The following is a 19,224-nucleotide window of genomic DNA, read 5'->3' on the forward strand; positions in this document are numbered from 1 at the left end:
TGCTCCTACTTCACCTCCACCTCCAGAATCCTGTCGTCCCCCTTCTCAGGGCTCCCGCGGCCGTCTGTCTCACTCGTCGTCAGCCAGAGCTTGTCTCCGCCCGCCGACACGACCGTGCGCAGACGGCCGTACTTGCCCTTCAGGAAGGCCTCGGGGGCGGCGGAGGCCTTTGTGCCGTTCAAGGGGATGCGCCACAGGCGTTCGCCCTTGAGGCCGGCCATCCATATGGAGCCCTCGGCGTAGGCGATGCCGCTGGGGGAGGCGTCGTCGGTGGGCCACTGGGCGATCGGGTTGTGGTACTTGGGGTTGTCGCTCTTGCCCTCGACCACCGGCCAGCCGTAGTTGTCACCCGGCTTGATCTGGTTGAGCTCGTCCCAGGTGTCCTGGCCGAACTCGGAGGCCCACAGGCGCTGTTTGTCGTCCCAGGCGAGGCCCTGGACATTGCGATGCCCGTACGAGTAGACCACCGAGTCGCCGAAGGGATTGCCCGGCGCCGGCTCGCCGTCCGGTGTCATCCGCAGGATCTTTCCGCCCAGCGCCTTCTTGTCCTGGGCCAGCTCACGGTCACCGGTCTCACCCGCACCCGCGTACAGCATCTTGTCCGGGCCGAACGCGATCCGGCCGCCGTTGTGGATCATTCCCTTGGGGATGCCCTTGAAGATCGTGTCCGGTGCGCCCAGCTGCTCGCCGGGCGGCTTCTTCTCGTCGTACAGCATGCGGACGATGCGGTTGTCCGAGGCCGTCGTGAAGTAGGCGTAGATCATGTGGTCCGAGGCGTAGTCCGGGGAGAGCGCGATGCCCAGGAGGCCGCCCTCTCCCGCGGGAGCGACCCCGGGCACCTCGCCCATCACTGTCTTCTTGCCGGACTTCTCGTCGACCCGGGTGATCGTCCCCTTGTCCCGCGAGGACACCAGCAGTCCGCCCTCGGGCAGCGGCGCGAGGCCCCAAGGGGTGTCGAGGTCCTCGGTGACGGTGCGCAGGACCTTCACCGAGCCCTTGGCGGGCGGTGTCGCCTCGGCGGACTGCTGGGAGGAGGGCGACCCCGGCTCCGTACTCCTGGCGTTCGGGAACGCGCTCCCGCCGCCCGACGTTCCCCCGTCGCCGGAGGAACATCCGGCCGTCATCAGGAGCGCGGCCGCGGCCAACACGGCTGTCACTGCTCGACGTTGCACCATCAAGGTCCCTTCGATGCGGCGGTCCTACTGTTCATACACCGCTCGCGATCCGCGGGTTCCCGATCACGGACAAGCAATCCGCAAATCCCCGTACAGCCTCAGGACCCTTCTCAGTCCCAGGATCCCCGCGCCCCCGGCAGCCCCGCCACCTCCGCGAGGTCCTCCGCCGTCAGCCGCAGGCCGGCCGCGCCCGCGTTCTCCGTGACCCAGCGCTCCCGCTTGGCCCCCGGTACCGGGACCACGTGCGGACCCTGCGCCAGGACCCATGCGAGTGCCACCTGCGCGGGCGTGACCGCGTTCTCGTGGTCCCCGTGCCGCCGGGCGATGCGCCGCAGCCCTACGACTATGGGCTGGTTCGCGGCCATCATCTCGGCCGTGAAGCGGGGGTGGCGGGCGCGTACGTCGTCGGGTTCGAAGCCCTCGCCGGGGGTCAGCGTGCCGGTCAGGAAGCCGTTGCCGAGCGGCATCGCGGCCAGGAAGCCGACCCCGCGCGCCGCGCACCACGGCAGCAGCGCGTCCAGCGCCTCCGTCGACCACACCGACAGCTCGGCCTCCACGGCGCTCACCGGGAAGACCTGTTGCACCCGCTCCAGCTGCCGGATCGTTCCGTCATGCAGCCGGGCCCCCGAGCGGCGGGCGGACCGGGCGCCCACCGCGCACAGTCCGAGCGACCGCACTTTTCCGGCCGACACGAGGTCGGCCATCGCGCCCCAGGTCTCCTCGACCGGAACCTCCGGGTCCGCGCGGTGCAGCTGATAGAGGTCGATCACGTCCGTCTGGAGGCGCCGCAGCGACGCGTCGCACGCCCGCTTCACATAGCCGGGGCGCCCATTGGCCACAATGTGCTGCTCGCCCACCAGCAGGCCGACCTTGGTCGACACGAAGGCCTCGGAGCGCCGCTCCTTGAGCACCCGCCCCACCAGCAGCTCGTTGGTGAAGGGGCCGTACATGTCGGCCGTGTCGAGCAGCGTCGAACCCCGGTCGAGCGCCGTGTGCACCGCGCGGAGCGACTCCTCACCACGCTGCCGCGAACCCGTGTACGCCCAGCTCATCGGCATGCATCCGAGCCCGACCGCCCCCACATCTAGCGCCGCAGCCCCGATCGTCCTGCGCTCCACTTGGCCGCACCCTCCCTCATCTGGCACCCCAAACTAACCTCTGCGCGCGCGGGTGCTTCGCATAGCCTCCTGACCATGACTTCCGATGTGTGGCTTCCGTTTCACGCCGACGAGATCGACGGCCTCCCCGAGGGCCTCGACTACCTCTTCTGGGACGGCGACCAGCAGTTTCCCGCGGATCCGGCCGACTGCGTGTTCTACGTCGTGCCCTATATGAAGCCGCCGGCCGTCTCGCAGCGGCCGATGTCCGAAATGAGGTCGGTACGGGCCGTGCAGACCCTGTCCGCCGGTGTCGACCACGTCCAGCCGAGCCTCAAGTTCCTGCGCCCGGGCGTGCAGTTGTGCAACGCCCGCGGGGTGCACGAGGCGAGCACCGCCGAGCTCACCCTCACGCTGATCCTCGCCTCGCTGCGGGGCGTCCCCGGTTTCGTACGGGCCCAGGACAAGGAGGAGTGGCGCTCGGGGTTCTATCCGGCGCTGGCCGACAAGACCGTACTGATCGTCGGGTACGGGTCGATCGGGTCCGCGATCGAGGACCGGCTCGCGCCCTTCGAGCTCGCGCGGGTGGCGCGCGTCGCGCGCTCCGAGCGCACCACGGCGCGCGGTCCTGTGCATCCGCTCACGGAACTGCCTTCTCTGCTGCCCGAGGCCGACGTAGTGATCCTGTCGACGCCCCTCACGAACAGCACGCGTGGCCTGGTGAACGCCGGTTTCCTGTCCCGGATGAAGGACGGCGCGCTCCTCGTGAACGTCGCCCGCGGCCCCGTCGTCGACACCAAGGCGCTCCTCGCCGAGCTGGAGAGCGGGCGCATCACCGCGGCCCTCGACGTCACCGATCCCGAGCCGCTGCCCCAGGGACACCCCTTGTGGCACGCGCCCGGCGTGCTCATCAGCCCCCATGTCGGCGGGCCCACCTCGGCGTTCCTGCCGCGAGCCAAGCGGCTCCTGGTGGACCAGTTGAACCGTTTCGTGAACCGGGAGCCGCTGCGCAACGTGGTCCTCACTACCGGCGCTTGAGTCGCGTTCCGTCCGCGCCTCGTCCGCTTCCCGTTCGCTTCGAGCACCCTCCGCAGTTCCCCGAATGCGGGCAGTACCGACATCCTCCCTGGTCGTCACGGAGCGTAGAGGAACTATGTCCCTGAGTGACGAGACTGGTGTATCGTCCCGACAGGGGCTGCGCCGCGCACCGTTCGGCGCCGGGGACGGACATTTCAGACTGCGAGGGGGGCGACGGGCGATGCACGGCCTATGGAGCAACGATCCGACGCGGCGGGGCCGCCGACGACCCTGGCGCGCGGCCACGCGCAGACGCGGCCACAGCGGCCACGGCGGCCATCACCACCGCAGGCACAGCGGCCGCCGGAGGCATGCGCACCCAGCGCACGGGGACCAGCGGGACCCCGGGGTGCGGACAGGGTGGGCCCGGTGAGCTCCCCCGGAGCGCTGCTGACCCGTCGGCCGGCACTCGGCGGCGGGACGGGCCTGTTCTCGCAACTCGTACTGGCCCTGGTGTGCGCGGGATACGCCGTCGGTTCCGCGCTCGGCTGGGGCTCCGCGAGCCTCGCGCTGATCATGGGTGACTTCGGGCTGAGCGCCGCCGCCGGCGCCGCGGCGGTCTCCTGCTTCCGCTATGCCCGCAGTCGCCGCAGCCGCTTTCGACCCGCGTGGCTGCTGTTCGCGCTCTCCTCCGCCATGGCCTCGCTCGGCAACCTGGTGTGGGGGTGGTACGAGGTCGTCCTCGACCGCCCAGTGCCCAGCCCGAGCTGTGCCGACCTGTTCTTCCTGTGCTTCGCGCCACCCGCCATCGTAGGACTGCTCGTGCTCGCCAAGAGGCCCGTCACCAAGGCGGGTTGGGTGTGCCTCGCGCTGGACGCCTGGCTGATCGGCGGCTCGCTGCTCACGCTGTCCTGGAGCCTCGCGCTCGCCCAGGCCGCGAAGTTCGACGGGCCGAGCGTCGCGCACACCGCGCTGTCGCTGGCGTACCCGCTGCTGGACATCGCGCTGGTCAGCATGGTGCTCGCGCTCCATTTCCGACGCTCGTCGGTGAACAGATCGGCGGTGAACACGGCGATCGGGGCACTCGCCCTGACCGTGATGTGCGACGCCCTGTTCACCTCGCCCCTCCTGCACAACAACTACCACTCCGGTCAGCTCCTCGACGCGGGATGGTTCGCCGGCTCGCTGCTCCTCGCGTACGCCCCCTGGGTCGGCACCCGGCATGGGCAGCCGGACGACGACGGGCACGCGCGCGTGGTGCACGAACACATCCCGGGGCAGCGCCAAGAGGGGCAGCACCAAGACAGACAGCACGGACAGCAAGGGCAGCTCGGACAGCAAGTGCAACGGCAAGAGGGTCAGCAAGGGGAGCACGCGTACGTGCTCCCGCAGGGAGGAGGCCACAACCGGTACCCGGCCACGCGCCCGATCGCCGGTTCGCTGGCCGCGCTCACGCCCTACCTGGCCGCCGCCGTCTGCACGCTGGGCATCCTCTACAACGTCCTCAACGGGCGCAACGTGGACCGCGTGGTGCTCATCACCGCCGGCCTGGTCGTGCTCGCCCTCGTCGTGCGCCAGGGCATCATGCTGCTCGACAACATCACCCTCACCCAGGAGCTGGCCCAGAAGGAGAACCACTTCCGCTCCCTGGTGCAGGGCTCCAGCGATGTCATCATGATCGCCGCGCCCAACGGGATCCTGAGGTACGTCAGCCCGGCAGCCGCCGGGGTCTACGGACGCGACGCCGACGAACTCGTCGGCAATGAGCTCGCTTCGCTCATCCACCCCGAAGACCTTGGCTGCGTAGTTCACGAAGTACGACGTTTCTTGGCCGCCAGCCACACCGAGGAACCCACCACCCGGATCGAGTGCCGTTTCAGGTCCGGCGACGGCGGCTGGCTCAATGTGGAGTCCACCGTGAACCGGCACCAGGGCGGCCTCATCTTCAACAGCCGTGACGTGACCGAGCGGGTCCGCCTGCAGGCGCAGTTGCAGCACAACGCCGAGCACGACCCGCTCACCGACCTGCCCAACCGCGCGCTGTTCACCCAGCGCGTCCAGCAGGCCCTGTCCGGCCGCCGCTCCACCGACCGAGGTGCTGCTGCTCGTGGCACGGCCGTTCTCTTCATCGACCTCGACGGCTTCAAGGCCGTCAACGACACGATCGGGCACCAGGCCGGCGACGAGCTCCTCGTCCAGGCCGCCCGCAGACTCCAGGACTCGGTGCGGCACGGCGACACCGCCGCCCGCCTCGGCGGCGACGAGTTCGCGGCCCTGATCGTCGGCGACGGCACCCGCGACCGCAGCGCGCGTGAGCGCCACATCCTGGAGCTCGCCGACCGGCTCAGGGTCAGGCTCTCGCAGCCGTACGCCATCGACGGCAACGATGTCCGGGTCGCCGCGTCCATCGGCGTGGCCTTCGCCGAACCGGGCCTCGGCGCGGGTGAGCTGCAACGCAACGCCGACCTGGCCATGTACCGCGCCAAAGCGGCGGGCAAGGGACGCGTCGAGCTGTACGCGCCCCAGATGCAGCAGGACGTCGTACGGAAGGCGGAGCTGGCCACCCGGTTGCGCTCCGCCCTTCAGGACGGCGAGTTCACCCTGCTGCACCAGCCCGTGGTGTCCCTCGACAACGGCCGGATCACATCGGTCACCTCCAAGGCGCGCTGGCGCTCCTCCCAGGGCGTGCTGTTCACGCCCGCCGAGTTCCTGCGGGTCGCCGAGGACAGCGACAAGACCGCCGAGCTGGGCCGCTGGATGCTCGAAGAAGCCGTTCAGCAGGCCGCCCAGCGCGCCGCCGCGGGCGTCACCGTGCCCGTCGCCGTCCGGATGAACGCCCGGCGGCTGCTGGACCGCTCGATGCCCCTCGGCTCCGTGGAAGCCCTGCTGACCCGGCACGGGCTGCCCTCCGGTGCCCTGATCGTCGAGCTGTCCGACACCGACCCCCGGGTCTCCCTGGACGAGCTGGAGCGCCGGCTGAACGCGCTCAGGCGGCTCGGCGTCCGGGTCGCCCTGGACGGCTTCGGCAGCGGCTATGCCGCCATCACGGCCCTCAGAAGGCTCCCCGTCGACGTGCTCAAGCTCGACAGGGGTCTCGTCGAAGGGGTCGTCGAGTCCGCCCGGCTGCACAAGATCACCAGCGGGCTGCTGCGGATCGCCACCGACCTGGGGCTCCAGTCCGTGGCCGACGGGGTGGACCTTCCGGAGCAGGTCATCGCCCTGCGCGCGATGGGCTGCACGCACGGGCAGGGCATGGCCTTCTCCGGGCCGCTGGATGAGTACCGGCTGCGCCGGGCGCTGTCTTCCGGCCACTATCCGGTGCCGCACGGGCCGGTCGAGCCGGCGTTCGCGGGCGGCGGCTCAGGGGTGTATACGAGTGGTGTGCCCGCAGTTTTCGGGGGCGGTACGGCCCTCCGCTCACATAATGAGACTCCCGTCCCACCCACTTGACAGTCAGTGCGTGCCGGGGGGAGGGTCAATGCCATGCGCACCCGAATTCTCGTACTTGGAAAGCGCGTCGGCTGAAGCTGGTGACCACCGGACCGACCCGGAACACCCAGCGACCGCACCCGGCGCGCTCCCCTCGCTTGCCTCACGGCACGAGGGGTTTTTTGTTGCACAGGTGCCTGTCGAGCAACAACCGCACACCCGCACAAAACTCGCAAAAACCCTCAGCATCGAGAAGAGAATGCCGATGACCGAGCAGGCCACCGGGGCCCACCATCCGCAGCCGCGGCCCCGTTCCGGAGGACAGCAGTCCGCCCCCGAGCACGTCACGGGTGCGCAGTCCCTCATCCGCTCGCTTGAGGAGGTCGGGGCCGACACGGTATTCGGCATTCCCGGCGGTGCGATCCTCCCGGCCTACGACCCGCTGATGGACTCGAAGCGCGTGCGGCACGTGCTCGTCCGCCACGAGCAGGGCGCGGGTCACGCGGCCACCGGTTACGCGCAGGCCACCGGCAGGGTCGGTGTGTGCATGGCCACGAGCGGCCCGGGTGCCACCAACCTGGTGACGCCGATCGCCGACGCTCACATGGACTCCGTGCCCATGGTCGCGATCACCGGCCAGGTCGCGTCCAAGGCGATCGGCACGGACGCCTTCCAGGAGGCGGACATCGTCGGCATCACCATGCCGATCACCAAGCACAACTTCCTGGTGACCAAGGCCGAGGACATCCCGCGGACGATCGCGGAGGCCTTCCACATCGCCTCCACCGGCCGCCCGGGTCCCGTCCTCGTCGACATCGCCAAGGACGCCCTCCAGGCGCAGACCACCTTCCAGTGGCCGCCCACCCAGGACCTGCCCGGCTACCGCCCGGTGACCAAGCCGCACGCCAAGCAGATCCGCGAGGCCGCGAAGCTGATCACCCAGGCGAAGCGGCCCGTCCTCTACGTCGGCGGCGGCGTCCTCAAGGCGAAGGCCACCGCCGAGCTGAAGGTCCTCGCAGAACTCACCGGAGCGCCCGTCACCACCACCCTGATGGCGCTCGGCGCATTCCCCGACAGCCACCCGCTGCACGTGGGAATGCCGGGCATGCACGGTGCGGTCACCGCCGTCACCGCGCTACAGAAGGCCGACCTGATCGTCGCCCTCGGAGCCCGCTTCGACGACCGTGTCACCGGCAAGCTGGACAGCTTCGCGCCGTACGCCAAGATCGTGCACGCCGACATCGACCCGGCGGAGATCGGCAAGAACCGCGCCGCGGACGTGCCGATCGTCGGTGACGCCCGCGAGGTCATCGCCGACCTGGTCCAGGCCGTGCAGAAGGAGCACAGCGAGGGTCACGCCGGCGACTACACCGCCTGGTGGAACGATCTGAACCGCTGGCGCGAGACGTACCCCCTCGGCTATGACCAGCCGGAGAACGGCTCGCTCTCGCCGCAGCAGGTCATCGAGCGCATCGGGCAGCTCGCGCCCGAGGGCACGATCTTCGCGGCGGGCGTCGGCCAGCACCAGATGTGGGCCGCGCACTACGTCCAGTACGAGCAGCCCGCGACCTGGCTGAACTCCGGCGGCGCCGGAACGATGGGCTACGCGGTCCCGGCCGCGATGGGCGCCAAGGCGGGCCGGCCGGACCGTACGGTCTGGGCGATCGACGGTGACGGCTGCTTCCAGATGACCAATCAGGAGCTCACCACCTGCGCCCTGAACAACATCCCGATCAAGGTCGCCATCATCAACAACGGCGCCCTCGGGATGGTCCGCCAGTGGCAGACCCTCTTCTACAACCAGCGCTACTCCAACACCGTGCTGCACTCCGGGCCCGAGGACGTCAACCCGGAGGCCAGGGGCACCCGCGTCCCCGACTTCGTGAAGCTGTCGGAGGCCATGGGCTGCTACGCGATCCGCTGCGAGTCCGTGGACGACCTCGACAAGGTCATCGAAGAGGCGAACTCGATCAACGACCGCCCGGTCGTGATCGACTTCATCGTCCACGAGGACGCGATGGTGTGGCCGATGGTCGCCGCCGGCACCTCGAACGACGAGATCATGGCCGCCCGGGACGTCCGCCCCGACTTCGGCGACAACGAAGACGACTGAGAGCCGTAGGAAAAGGAACGAGACCCATGTCCAAGCACACGCTCTCCGTCCTGGTCGAGAACAAGCCCGGTGTCCTTGCCCGGATCACCGCCCTGTTCTCGCGGCGCGGCTTCAACATCGACTCGCTCGCGGTCGGTGTCACCGAGCACCCCGAGATCTCCCGCATCACCATCGTGGTGAACGTGATCGAGGCACTCCCGCTCGAACAGGTCACCAAGCAGCTCAACAAGCTCGTCAATGTCCTGAAGATCGTCGAGCTGGAGCCGTCCTCGGCGGTTCAGCGCGAACTCGTTCTGGTGAAGGTGCGCGCCGACAACGAGACGCGCTCCCAGATCGTCGAGATCGTCCAGCTGTTCCGCGCCAAGACCGTGGACGTCTCCCCGGAGGCCGTCACCATCGAGGCCACCGGCGGCAGCGACAAGCTGGAGGCCATGCTCAAGATGCTGGAGCCGTTCGGCATCAAGGAGCTCGTCCAGTCAGGCACGATCGCGATCGGACGCGGGGCGCGTTCGATCACGGACCGGTCGCTGCGCGCGCTGGACCGATCAGCCTGATCCTTGGTAGGGGCGGTCGGTGATCACCGACCGCCCGTATACCGAGACCCGAAAACTTCCCTTCCCCCGCCCGCCGTACGGTGGGACGCAACACCGCACACCAAGGAGAACCCCAGTGGCCGAGCTGTTCTACGACGACGACGCCGACCTGTCCATCATCCAGGGCCGCAAGGTCGCGGTCATCGGCTACGGCAGCCAGGGCCACGCCCACGCGCTGTCGCTGCGCGACTCGGGTGTCGACGTCCGCGTCGGTCTGCACGAGGGCTCCAAGTCCAAGGCGAAGGCCGAGGAGCAGGGCCTGCGCGTGGTGACGCCGTCGGAGGCCGCCGCCGAGGCCGACGTCATCATGATCCTGGTGCCGGACCCGATCCAGGCCCAGGTCTACGAGGAGTCCATCAAGGACAACCTGAAGGACGGCGACGCGCTGTTCTTCGGCCACGGCCTGAACATCCGATTCGGCTTCATCAAGCCCCCGGCCGGCATCGACGTCTGCATGGTCGCCCCCAAGGGCCCGGGCCACCTCGTCCGCCGCCAGTACGAGGAGGGTCGCGGCGTTCCCTGCATCGCGGCCGTCGAGCAGGACGCGACCGGTTCCGCGTTCCCGCTGGCGCTGTCGTACGCCAAGGGCATCGGCGGCACCCGCGCCGGCGTCATCAAGACGACCTTCACCGAGGAGACCGAGACCGACCTGTTCGGTGAGCAGGCCGTCCTCTGTGGTGGTACGGCCGCGCTGGTCAAGGCGGGCTTCGAGACGCTGACCGAGGCGGGTTACCAGCCGGAGATCGCCTACTTCGAGTGCCTGCACGAGCTGAAGCTCATCGTCGACCTCATGTACGAGGGCGGCCTGGAGAAGATGCGCTGGTCGGTCTCCGAGACCGCCGAGTGGGGCGACTACGTCACCGGTCCCCGCATCATCACGGACGCCACCAAGGCCGAGATGAAGAAGGTCCTCGCCGAGATCCAGGACGGGACGTTCGCCCGTGAGTGGATGGCCGAGTACCACGGCGGTCTGAAGAAGTACAACGAGTACAAGAGCCAGGACGAGAAGAGCCTCCTGGAGACCACCGGCAAGGAGCTCCGCAAGCTCATGTCGTGGGTGAACGACGAGGCGTAAGCCGTACGACGGGGGGCCGGGGCATGACGCCCCGGCCCCTTCGTCGAACCCCGGGTAACGCCGGTGAACTCGGCGTTGTCCATCCCGTCCAGCCACGGACGGGTGATCCTTCCGCAGCGGCGTAAGACGACCACCGCGACGCCACTACACTGCTGCACAACATACGCGTCAGGCCCACAGCGTCGTGCGTCTTCCACGCGGCTCAAGCGACCCCGAGGGGCCGCGACAACCCTCCACCGCCTGCGGCCGTCGGGACGGCCGTCCGCATTGGACCTGTGAGGACTCACGTGAGCTCGAAACCTGTCGTACTCATCGCTGAAGAGCTGTCGCCCGCGACCGTCGACGCCCTGGGCCCGGACTTCGAGATCCGGCACTGCAACGGCGCGGACCGCGCCGAGCTGCTGCCCGCGATCGCCGACGTCGACGCGATCCTGATCCGTTCGGCCACCAAGGTCGACGCCGAGGCAGTCGCCGCCGCCAAGAAGCTGAAGGTCGTCGCACGAGCCGGCGTCGGCCTGGACAACGTGGACGTCTCCGCCGCCACCAAGGCCGGCGTGATGGTCGTCAACGCCCCCACCTCCAACATCGTGACCGCGGCCGAGCTGGCCTGCGGTCTGCTGCTGGCCACCGCGCGCCACATCCCCCAGGCCAACACGGCGCTGAAGAACGGCGAGTGGAAGCGCTCGAAGTACACGGGCGTCGAGCTGGCCGAGAAGACCCTCGGTGTCGTCGGCCTCGGCCGCATCGGCGCCCTGGTCGCGCAGCGCATGTCGGCCTTCGGCATGAAGGTCGTCGCGTACGACCCCTACGTACAGCCCGCGCGCGCCGCGCAGATGGGCGTCAAGGTCCTCTCGCTCGACGAGCTGCTCGAGGTCTCCGACTTCATCACCGTGCACCTGCCGAAGACCCCCGAGACGGTCGGTCTCATCGGCGACGAGGCGCTGCACAAGGTCAAGCCGTCGGTGCGGATCGTCAACGCCGCGCGTGGCGGGATCGTCGACGAGGTGGCGCTGTACTCGGCGCTCAAGGAGGGCCGCGTCGCCGGCGCCGGCCTGGACGTGTACTCCAAGGAGCCCTGCACGGACTCCCCGCTCTTCGAGCTCGACGAGGTCGTCTGCACCCCGCACCTCGGCGCCTCCACGGACGAGGCGCAGGAGAAGGCCGGTATCTCCGTCGCCCGCTCGGTGCGCCTCGCCCTCGCCGGTGAGCTGGTCCCGGACGCGGTGAACGTCCAGGGCGGCGTCATCGCCGAGGACGTCAAGCCGGGCCTGCCGCTCGCCGAGCGCCTCGGCCGCATCTTCACCGCCCTCGCGGGCGAGGTCGCGGTCCGCCTCGACGTCGAGGTGTACGGCGAGATCACCCAGCACGACGTCAAGGTGCTCGAACTCTCCGCGCTCAAGGGCGTCTTCGAGGACGTCGTCGACGAGACGGTGTCGTACGTCAACGCCCCGCTGTTCGCGCAGGAGCGCGGCGTCGAGGTCCGTCTGACCACGTCGAGCGAGTCCCCGGACCACCGCAACGTCGTCACCGTGCGCGGCACGCTCAGCGACGGCCAGGAGGTCTCGGTCTCCGGCACGCTCGCCGGTCCCAAGCACCTCCAGAAGATCGTCGCGGTCGGCGACTACGACGTGGACCTGGCCCTCGCCGACCACATGGTCGTGCTGAGCTACGAGGACCGTCCCGGTGTCGTCGGCACCGTCGGCCGCATCTTCGGCGAGGCGGGCATCAACATCGCCGGCATGCAGGTCGCCCGCGCGGCCGTCGGCGGCGAGGCCCTCGCGGTCCTCACCGTCGACGACACGGTCCCGCAGGCCGTCCTGTCCGAGGTCGCCGAGGAGATCGGCGCCACGTCGGCGCGGTCGGTGAACCTCGTCTGAGGTTCCTTGCACGACGCCGTCCTGTACGACGGCTTCCTGTACGGCAGTTGAGGGCCGGGGCACCTTCGGGTGGCCCGGCCCTCGGTCGTACGGGATGTCACGTGGACGCTGTCGCCCCGGGCTCGACCAGGCCCTCGCGATAGGCGATGGCCACGGCCTCCGTGCGGCTCGCGGCCCCCAGCTTGGCCAGGATGTTGGACACGTGCACGCTCGCCGTCTTGCCCGTGATGAACAGCTCTTCGCCGATCTGACGGTTGGTCCGCCCTCGGGTGAGCAACCGCAGGACATCGCCCTCGCGGGCGGTCAGCACGGGAATCCGCTCCGCACCGGACGGCGCCCCGGCGAGCCGCCCGCGCCGGATGAGGGCGTCCAGGGCCTCGCGCAGCGGCACCGCACCGAGGCGCACGGCGGTGTCGTGGGCCTCGCGCGCCCGCTCGGCCGCCTCCTCACGGCGGTCCGCCGCCAACAGTGCCTCGGCCAGCCGTCGCCCGCAGCGCGCCAGCTCGTACGGATCGCCGTACCCGAACGCGGCGACGGCCTTCTCCCAGGCCGCCACGTCCGGCCCCGACCGCGCGCGCAGCCACTCCGCCTCGGCGCGGGCCAGCCATGCCAGCCCCTCCGGGCCCTGCCGGGAGCCGTCCTCGCCCTTGGCCGCCGTGGCCCGGGCCACCTCCACCAGCTCGGTGGCGGTGTCGGCCCAGCGGCGCGCCCCCGCCTCGTCGCCGGTCAGCCGCAGCTCCACGGTCGTGTCGGCGACCGCGGACAGGGCGAGCGCGGCGAGCCGCACACCGACGTCGGGCCGGTCGGTGGCCGTGTCGTTGGTGATCCTCGCGATGGTGCCGCGCATCCACTCGACGGCGCCCTCGGCGTCCCCTCGTACGGCGGCGTCGTCGGTCAGCACGATGCCCGCGACGAGGGTGGCCATCCAGTCGAACGGCCCGTCGAGGAGGGCGCGGGCACGGTCGGCGGCGTCCTGATCGCCGCGCGCCAGGGCGACATACAGGGCGGGCCCGATCGCGAACCCGCCCGCAGCGGGCAGCCGTTCGGCGTCCGCGGCGGCCGCTCGCGTGCACTCGTCCCAGCGGCCCAGCGTGTAGAGCACCAGGGACTGGAGGTAGCGCAGCTCCAGGGCGTACGGGGAGGAGAGGAGACCGGCGCGGCGGGCGCGGTCCAGGCCGTCGGTGAGCGAGGTCAGACACTCGTCGAGGTCACCGGATTCGTAGCACCCGACGGCCAGGCTGTAGAGCGCGCGCATCTCGACCGGGATGTTGCCGGCGCCCCGGGCCAGCTCGCGGGCCGCCCGCAGCCGGTCCCGGCCCTGCGGCGTACGCCGGTTCTGCGCTTCCAGGCCGACCAGGGAGATCATCAAGTCGGCCTGGGCGTCGGCCAGCCGGAGCTCCTCGGCAATGCGCAGCGCCTGCCGGGCGACCCGCTCGGCGTCCTCGTCCTGCCCCACGTACCGCGCCGCCATGACGTGGGTCGCCGCCGCCCACACCCAGGTGTACGACGGGGGGTCGGCGGGGATCATGGCGAGCGCCTCGCTGCTGTACGTGAAGGCGGCCGTCAGGTTGTCGATGCGCAGCAGGTTGCCCGCGAGCGTGTAGCGGACGCGGGCGGCGAGTTCGGAGTCCGCGTCCGAGCCGGCCCTGGCGAGGGCGGAGCGGGTGAGGTGGACCGCCCGGTGGGTCTCGCCGGCGCGCGCGGCGGCCGCGGAGGCGCGCAGGGTGAGGGTCACCGAGTCGCCGTCCTCCGGGCGGGCGGCGGCGTCCACCGCGGGCCACACCTCAAGTGCCGTCTCCAGGTGGCGCAGTTCCTCGGCGGGCGCGCCGACCCGCTGGGCGTGGTCGGCGGCTTCGAGTGAGGCTGTGAGCGCGTCGGCGAGATCGTGACTCTCGCGCGAGTGGTGGGCCCGCTCCGCCGCGCGCTCCGCCGAACGGCTGTGCCCGGCAAGGAGTCCGGCGAACGCCCCGTGCAGTCTGACCCGCTCGCCGGGCAGCAGATCGGCGTACACCGCCTCGCGGGTGAGGGCGTGCCGGAACGAGTACGTGGCGTCGTCGTCGGGGACCAGCAGCTGCCGGCCCACGGCCTCGCGCAGCGCGGACTCCAGCTCGTCCTCCGGCAGTTGTACGGCGTCCCGCAGCAGGTCGTGCTCGACGCGGCGCCCTGCGACGGCGGCCGTACGCAGCACCTGCTGGGCGGTCTCGGAGAGCTGCTCGATGCGGATGAGGAGGACGTCGGCCAGACCGCTCGGCATGGCGGGCGAGGCCGGGTCGAAGTCGCCGGGCAGGGCGGCGAGCAGCTCCTCCGCGTAGAAGGCGTTGCCCTCGGCGCGGTCGACGATACGGCGGACCGTGGCGTCCGGCAGCGGGTCCGTGCCCAACGCCCTTACGAGACGGGCCACTTCGGCGTCCGCCATCGGCCGCAGCTCCACCCGGTCGACGGCGGGCAGCCGGATCAGCTCGGCGAGGAGGGGACGCAAGGGGTGGCGGCGGTGCAGGTCGTCCGCGCGGTACGAGGCGAAGACCGCCAGGCGGTGGGCGGGGGCGCCGGGTCGCGGGCGCTGGAGGAGGCCGCGGCTGAGCAGGAAACGGAGCAGGTCCCGGGACGACTGGTCGGCCCAGTGGAGGTCTTCGAGGATCAGCAGGAGCGGGGTGATGTCGGCGAGGTCGGCGAGGAGGCCGGCCATGCCCTCGAAGAGTTGCAGTCGGCTGCCCGGGTCCGGCGCGTTGCCGGTGCCGCTGCCGAGGAGGCGGTCCACGGCCGGGTGCGCCGCGAAGGCGGGGGCGAACCGGTCGTCGGCGGCCAGGACGCCGAGGATCTCCGTGAACGGCAGGTACGGCAGGCCCACGTCGCCCAGGTCCACACAGTGACCGGTGAGGACCGTCATGCCGGTGGCCGCGGCCTGGGTGGCGGCTTCCGCCAGCGTGCGGGTCTTGCCGACGCCGGCGTCGCCCGCGACCAGGACGGCGCGGGGGTCGCCTGCCTGGGCCCGCTCCAGCACGCCGGTGAGCCGGGCGAGTTCGTCTTCCCGGCCGATGAACGGCGTACCGAATGTCTGTGCCACAGGGCCATCCTGGCATGCGGGACTGACAGGGTGGGCTTGTCCGTTGGCTGCGGGCCGGTGGGGGTTGCTCGCGCAGTTCCCCGCGCCCCTTAAGGGGCGCGGGGAACTGCGCAATCTTTTAAGCGGGGGTCTGGGGGCGCAGCCCCCTCAGACGAGGGACTCCGCGCCTTCCGGGGCCTCGGACTTGTGGACGTGGACCTTGCGGAGCGTCGTCGTGGCCAGGGCCGCCGCGGCCAGCAGCAGAATCACGCCCGCGACGGCCGCGGCCTGCATACCGCTGGTGAACGCCTCGCGCGCGGCCGTTGCCAGGGCCTGGCCCGCGTCGCCCGGCAGTTGGTGGGCGACGGCCAGGGCGCCGCCGAGGGTCTCGTGGGCCGCGGCCGGGGCGCCGGACGGGATGTCGTGGCGGTAGACCGCGGTGCCGATGGAGCCGAGGACGGCCATGCCCAGGGCGCCGCCGAACTCCGCGCCCGTCTCCAGCAGGGAGGAGGCGGCGCCCGCGTTGCCGACGGGGACGGTGCCCAGCGCCAGGTCCATCATCTGGGACATCACGGTGACGATTCCCGAGGCGAGGACGCCCGCGCCGGCCAGGACGAGCCACATCGAGTCGGTGCCGGCGAGCGCCAGCAGCCCGTAGCCGCACGCGGCGGTGACGAAGCCGCCGGAGACCACGTAGGCGCGGTGCACGCCCTTCTGCACGAGCTGCGCGGCGACCGGAGCGGCCACGCCGACCAGCACGGTGGGGAGCAGCGCCCACAGCGCGGCCTCCATGGAGCTCTTGCCGAGCACGGACTGGAGGTACTGGGTGGTGAAGTACGCCGAACCCAGCATCCCGAAGGAAGCGATGAGGTTGAGGACGACGGCGGGGGCGAAGCCGTGGCCGCGGAACAGGGCCGGGGAGATCAGCGGGGACTTCGCGGTGCGCTGGCGGTGGACGAAGAGGACGGCGAAGACCAGGCCGACGGTGATCGAGACGACGTACCGGACGTTCCAGCCCTCGGACGGGATCTCCTTGATGCCGTAGATGACGGGCAGGACCGCGGCCATCGACAGAGGCACGCTGAGCAGGTCGAAGCGGCCGGGCTCCGGGTTCTTGGACTCGGGCAGCAGGATCGGGCCGAGGACCAGCAGCAGCACCATCGCGGGCAGGTTGACCAGGAAGACCGAGCCCCACCAGAAGTACTCGACGAGGACGCCGCTCATCACCGAACCGAGCGCGATACCACCGGTCATGACGCCGGACCACATACCGATCGCCTTCGCGCGCTGACCGGGGTCCGTGAACATCGTGCGGATGATCGCCATCGTCGACGGCATCAGGGTCGCGCCGCCGATGCCGAGGAGCGCGCGGGCCGCGATCAGGGTCTCGGCGCTGTTGGCGTACGCCGCTATCACCGAGGCGGTGCCGAAGGCGGCGGCGCCGAAGAGGAGGAGCTTGCGGCGGCCGATGCGGTCGCCGAGCGAGCCCATCGTCATCAGCAGACCGGCGAGCACGAACGCGTAGATGTCGAAGATCCAGAGCTGCTGGGTGCCGCTCGGCTCCAGGTCCGCGCTGATCGCGGGGATCGCGAAGTAGAGGACCGAGACGTCCATCGAGACCAGGAGCAGCGGAAGCATCAGGACGCCGAGGGCGGTCCATTCGCGGCGGCCGGCGAGGGCGCCGGGGGCGGGGGTGGAGCTCGTCGGGTTCGTCGAGTTCTTCGTCATGGCAGGAACTGTACGAGCGTCTTAAACGCTTGTCTAGTACGAATGTGTAAGACGATTGATTAGGACGTCGGTCTGGGACGGTTGTATGGATCGGGGGTACGCTGGCTCGCATGGGACACCGTGAGGATTTGCTCGAAGGCGCCAAGCGCTGCCTGCTGGAAAAGGGGTTCGCGCGCACGACGGCGCGCGACATCGTGAAGGAGTCCGGGACGAACCTGGCGTCCATCGGCTACCACTACGGATCGAAGGACGCGCTGCTCGCGGCGGCGTACGTCGATCTGATCTCGAACGTCGGCGACACGTTCGAAGGCTTCGGCGGGGCCGCCGTGGCAGGGGAGCCGGGCTCCTTCGAACGTTTCCAGGAGGTCTGGGCGAACGTCACCAAGTCCTTCGTCGAGGCCCGCCCGATCTGGATGCTCACCTTCGAGGTGATCACCAACGCCGACCGGCTGCCCACGGTCCGCGAGCTCTTGGTGAAGGCCTCGGACGAGGGGCGCCGGGGGATCATCCCCCTGCTCATGGGCGGATCCGAGGCCGACGTCGACGACGAGACGCTGCGCTCGCTCGGCGGTTTCTACCAGACGCTGCTCAACGGGCTCTGCGTGCAGTGGCTTTTCGACGCGGGGTCCGCGACGACCGCGGAGCAGTTGACCGAAGGGCTGCGGCGGGTGATCGACGCGGCGGAGAAATCGGACGGGTGAGGCCTCAGGCCGGTACGAGTCCGAGCTTCTCCTGGGGGTCGGCCCGCAGGGTCAGGATGCCGGCCCGGACGGACGCGTCGAGTGCCGAGAGCGGTCGCTGAGCTTCGTCATCTCTCGTCCCCCGAAGGGGATTTCGCCTGCGGCCGGTCGGCGCCGTCGCCGTTTGCCGGGGTGCCCGCCCGCCGGTCCAGGCAGGCCGGGATCAGCGCCACCAGCATCAGTACGGCCGTTGCCGCGAACGCCCACGGATAGCCCGTCCACCCGGCGACCGCGCCGAAGCCGACCGCGCCGGCGCCCATGCCGCCGTCGTACGCGAGGTTCCACAGGGCAGTGACGGTGCTGTATCCGGACGCCGTGACCCGTGCGTACATCAGGGTCAGCGTGGCGTTCTGGGCGATGCCGAAGCCGATGCCGAAGACGGTCACCCCTGCGAGGACGGCGACCGGGCTGCCGGTCAGCGCCGTGATGAGCATGCCGAGGCAGGAGAGGAGCAGGGCGGGCAGCACGAGGCGCGCGGGGTCGTGCCGGTCGGCGTAACGGCCCGCCGTCCAGCGGGCCGCGGTCGACGCGGCGGGCTGGACGAAGAGGGCCACGGCGACGACTCCCGTGTGCCCGGCGGGGACGGCGAGCGGCAGGAAGGTGACGATGATCCCGGTCGCGAGCGCGGTGGTCGCGAACACGACGGCAGGGCGGACCAGGCCGCCGGTGCGCAGGCCGGCCACCACGCCCACCGGCCTCCCCGACGTCAACTCCCGTTCCGGCAGGCCCGGTACGGAGGCGATCGCGGCCAGCGCGGCGACACCCGCGGTCACGGCGACGGGCGTGTACCCCACGTGTGCGGCGAGCCACACGCCCACGGGCAGGGCGATCAGCGACGGTACGCCGGAGACGACGCCCACCAGTGCCAGGCCCTCACCGCGGCGCTCGGCCGGGATCAATGACGCGGTGAGCGCGCCGCCCGCCACGAGCGTGAGCGCGAAACCCAGGCCGCGGACCAGGCAGACCGCCGCGACCCACACCAGGTCGTGGGAGACGGTCAGGACGAGCGCGGGCACGCCGAGCAGACAGAGCCCGGCGACCAGCGCGACGCGGTAGCCATGGCGGGCGACGAAGCGGGGCGCGGCCAGTTCGCCGAGGACCGTGGAGAGCATCAGGGCGCCGGTGGCGAGGCCCGCGCCCGACGCCGTCGCGTAACGGGGGACGACCGACAGCAGCAGGAAGAAGCTCACCGAGGAGCCGATCATGCTCACGAAACGGAGCATCAGCGGGCGGGTGAGGAGGGGCGGCCGGGCGGCGGGCCCGGGCGCGGTGGGTGCAGTCGCTGGGGGCGTCGGGGGCGTCGGGGGCGTCGACGGAGTCGTCATGGGAACGAGGCT

12 protein-coding genes are annotated in these 19,224 nt (G+C 70.8%); 7 read left to right on the forward strand and 5 right to left on the reverse strand.

What is annotated here, in order from left to right; translation table 11 throughout:
• Positions 1-5: 5 nt before the first annotated feature.
• Complete coding sequence (locus AB5J50_RS35010; protein WP_369262447.1) at positions 6-1,175, reverse strand: sorbosone dehydrogenase family protein; 1,170 nt, start codon at positions 1,173-1,175, stop codon at positions 6-8.
• 110 nt (positions 1,176-1,285) lie between these two features.
• Complete coding sequence (locus AB5J50_RS35015) at positions 1,286-2,293, reverse strand: aldo/keto reductase (protein WP_327431930.1); 1,008 nt, start codon at positions 2,291-2,293, stop codon at positions 1,286-1,288.
• A gap of 75 nt (positions 2,294-2,368) precedes the next feature.
• On the opposite strand from AB5J50_RS35015, the gene AB5J50_RS35020 reads away from it, so the two are divergent.
• The 6 genes from AB5J50_RS35020 to serA all read left to right on the forward strand — a co-directional run bounded on the left by AB5J50_RS35020 (position 2,369) and on the right by serA (position 12,376).
• Positions 2,369-3,310, forward strand: a complete 942-nt coding sequence (locus AB5J50_RS35020) for a 2-hydroxyacid dehydrogenase (RefSeq protein ID WP_369262449.1) — start codon at positions 2,369-2,371, stop codon at positions 3,308-3,310.
• A 231-nt stretch (positions 3,311-3,541) separates the two neighbouring features.
• A complete protein-coding gene (locus tag AB5J50_RS35025) occupies positions 3,542-6,739 on the forward strand; it encodes a putative bifunctional diguanylate cyclase/phosphodiesterase (RefSeq protein ID WP_369262451.1) in 3,198 nt (1,065 codons plus the stop codon).
• A gap of 244 nt (positions 6,740-6,983) precedes the next feature.
• Positions 6,984-8,831, forward strand: coding sequence for an acetolactate synthase large subunit (locus AB5J50_RS35030; protein ID WP_369262452.1), 1,848 nt, complete (start codon positions 6,984-6,986; stop codon positions 8,829-8,831).
• Positions 8,832-8,857: 26 nt separating this feature from the next.
• On the forward strand, positions 8,858-9,385 hold the full coding sequence (gene ilvN / locus AB5J50_RS35035; RefSeq protein WP_327431934.1) for an acetolactate synthase small subunit: 528 nt from the start codon (positions 8,858-8,860) through the stop codon (positions 9,383-9,385).
• Positions 9,386-9,500: 115 nt separating this feature from the next.
• Positions 9,501-10,499 (forward strand): ketol-acid reductoisomerase, encoded by a 999-nt coding sequence (gene ilvC / locus AB5J50_RS35040; protein WP_327431935.1) that lies wholly within the window; start codon positions 9,501-9,503, stop codon positions 10,497-10,499.
• A gap of 287 nt (positions 10,500-10,786) precedes the next feature.
• The gene (gene serA, locus AB5J50_RS35045; protein WP_327431936.1) at positions 10,787-12,376 is read left to right on the forward strand and encodes a phosphoglycerate dehydrogenase; all 1,590 of its coding nucleotides are present in this window, start codon (positions 10,787-10,789) and stop codon (positions 12,374-12,376) included.
• Positions 12,377-12,473: 97 nt separating this feature from the next.
• Here serA and AB5J50_RS35050 read toward each other — a convergent pair whose 3' ends face one another.
• Positions 12,474-15,440, reverse strand: coding sequence for an AAA family ATPase (locus AB5J50_RS35050; protein ID WP_369262455.1), 2,967 nt, complete (start codon positions 15,438-15,440; stop codon positions 12,474-12,476).
• A 147-nt stretch (positions 15,441-15,587) separates the two neighbouring features.
• Positions 15,588-17,147, reverse strand: coding sequence for an MFS transporter (locus tag AB5J50_RS35055; RefSeq protein WP_369262457.1), 1,560 nt, complete (start codon positions 17,145-17,147; stop codon positions 15,588-15,590).
• Between the two features lie 110 nt (positions 17,148-17,257).
• On the opposite strand from AB5J50_RS35055, the gene AB5J50_RS35060 reads away from it, so the two are divergent.
• Positions 17,258-17,848: a TetR/AcrR family transcriptional regulator gene (locus AB5J50_RS35060; RefSeq protein WP_369262459.1), complete on the forward strand. Its 591-nt coding sequence runs from the start codon at positions 17,258-17,260 to the stop codon at positions 17,846-17,848.
• 107 nt (positions 17,849-17,955) lie between these two features.
• On the opposite strand, the gene AB5J50_RS35065 is transcribed toward AB5J50_RS35060, so the two are convergent.
• On the reverse strand, positions 17,956-19,212 hold the full coding sequence (locus AB5J50_RS35065) for an MFS transporter (RefSeq protein ID WP_369262461.1): 1,257 nt from the start codon (positions 19,210-19,212) through the stop codon (positions 17,956-17,958).
• Positions 19,213-19,224 lie beyond the last annotated feature (12 nt).

The organism is Streptomyces sp. R35, assembly GCF_041053035.1.
Taxonomy (GTDB): domain Bacteria; phylum Actinomycetota; class Actinomycetes; order Streptomycetales; family Streptomycetaceae; genus Streptomyces; species Streptomyces lutosisoli.

What these genes read in the sequence shown, in the direction of transcription:
- AB5J50_RS35055 (WP_369262457.1), bottom strand. Translation starts at nt 17,147, where the DNA reads ATGACGAAGAACTCGACGAACCCGACGAGCTCCACCCCCGCCCCCGGC.
- AB5J50_RS35030 (WP_369262452.1), top strand. Translation starts at nt 6,984, where the DNA reads ATGACCGAGCAGGCCACCGGGGCCCACCATCCGCAGCCGCGGCCCCGT.
- AB5J50_RS35060 (WP_369262459.1), top strand. Translation starts at nt 17,258, where the DNA reads ATGGGACACCGTGAGGATTTGCTCGAAGGCGCCAAGCGCTGCCTGCTG.
- AB5J50_RS35020 (WP_369262449.1), top strand. Translation starts at nt 2,369, where the DNA reads ATGACTTCCGATGTGTGGCTTCCGTTTCACGCCGACGAGATCGACGGC.
- AB5J50_RS35010 (WP_369262447.1), bottom strand. Translation starts at nt 1,175, where the DNA reads ATGGTGCAACGTCGAGCAGTGACAGCCGTGTTGGCCGCGGCCGCGCTC.
- AB5J50_RS35025 (WP_369262451.1), top strand. Translation starts at nt 3,542, where the DNA reads ATGGAGCAACGATCCGACGCGGCGGGGCCGCCGACGACCCTGGCGCGC.
- ilvN (WP_327431934.1), top strand. Translation starts at nt 8,858, where the DNA reads ATGTCCAAGCACACGCTCTCCGTCCTGGTCGAGAACAAGCCCGGTGTC.
- AB5J50_RS35065 (WP_369262461.1), bottom strand. Translation starts at nt 19,212, where the DNA reads ATGACGACTCCGTCGACGCCCCCGACGCCCCCGACGCCCCCAGCGACT.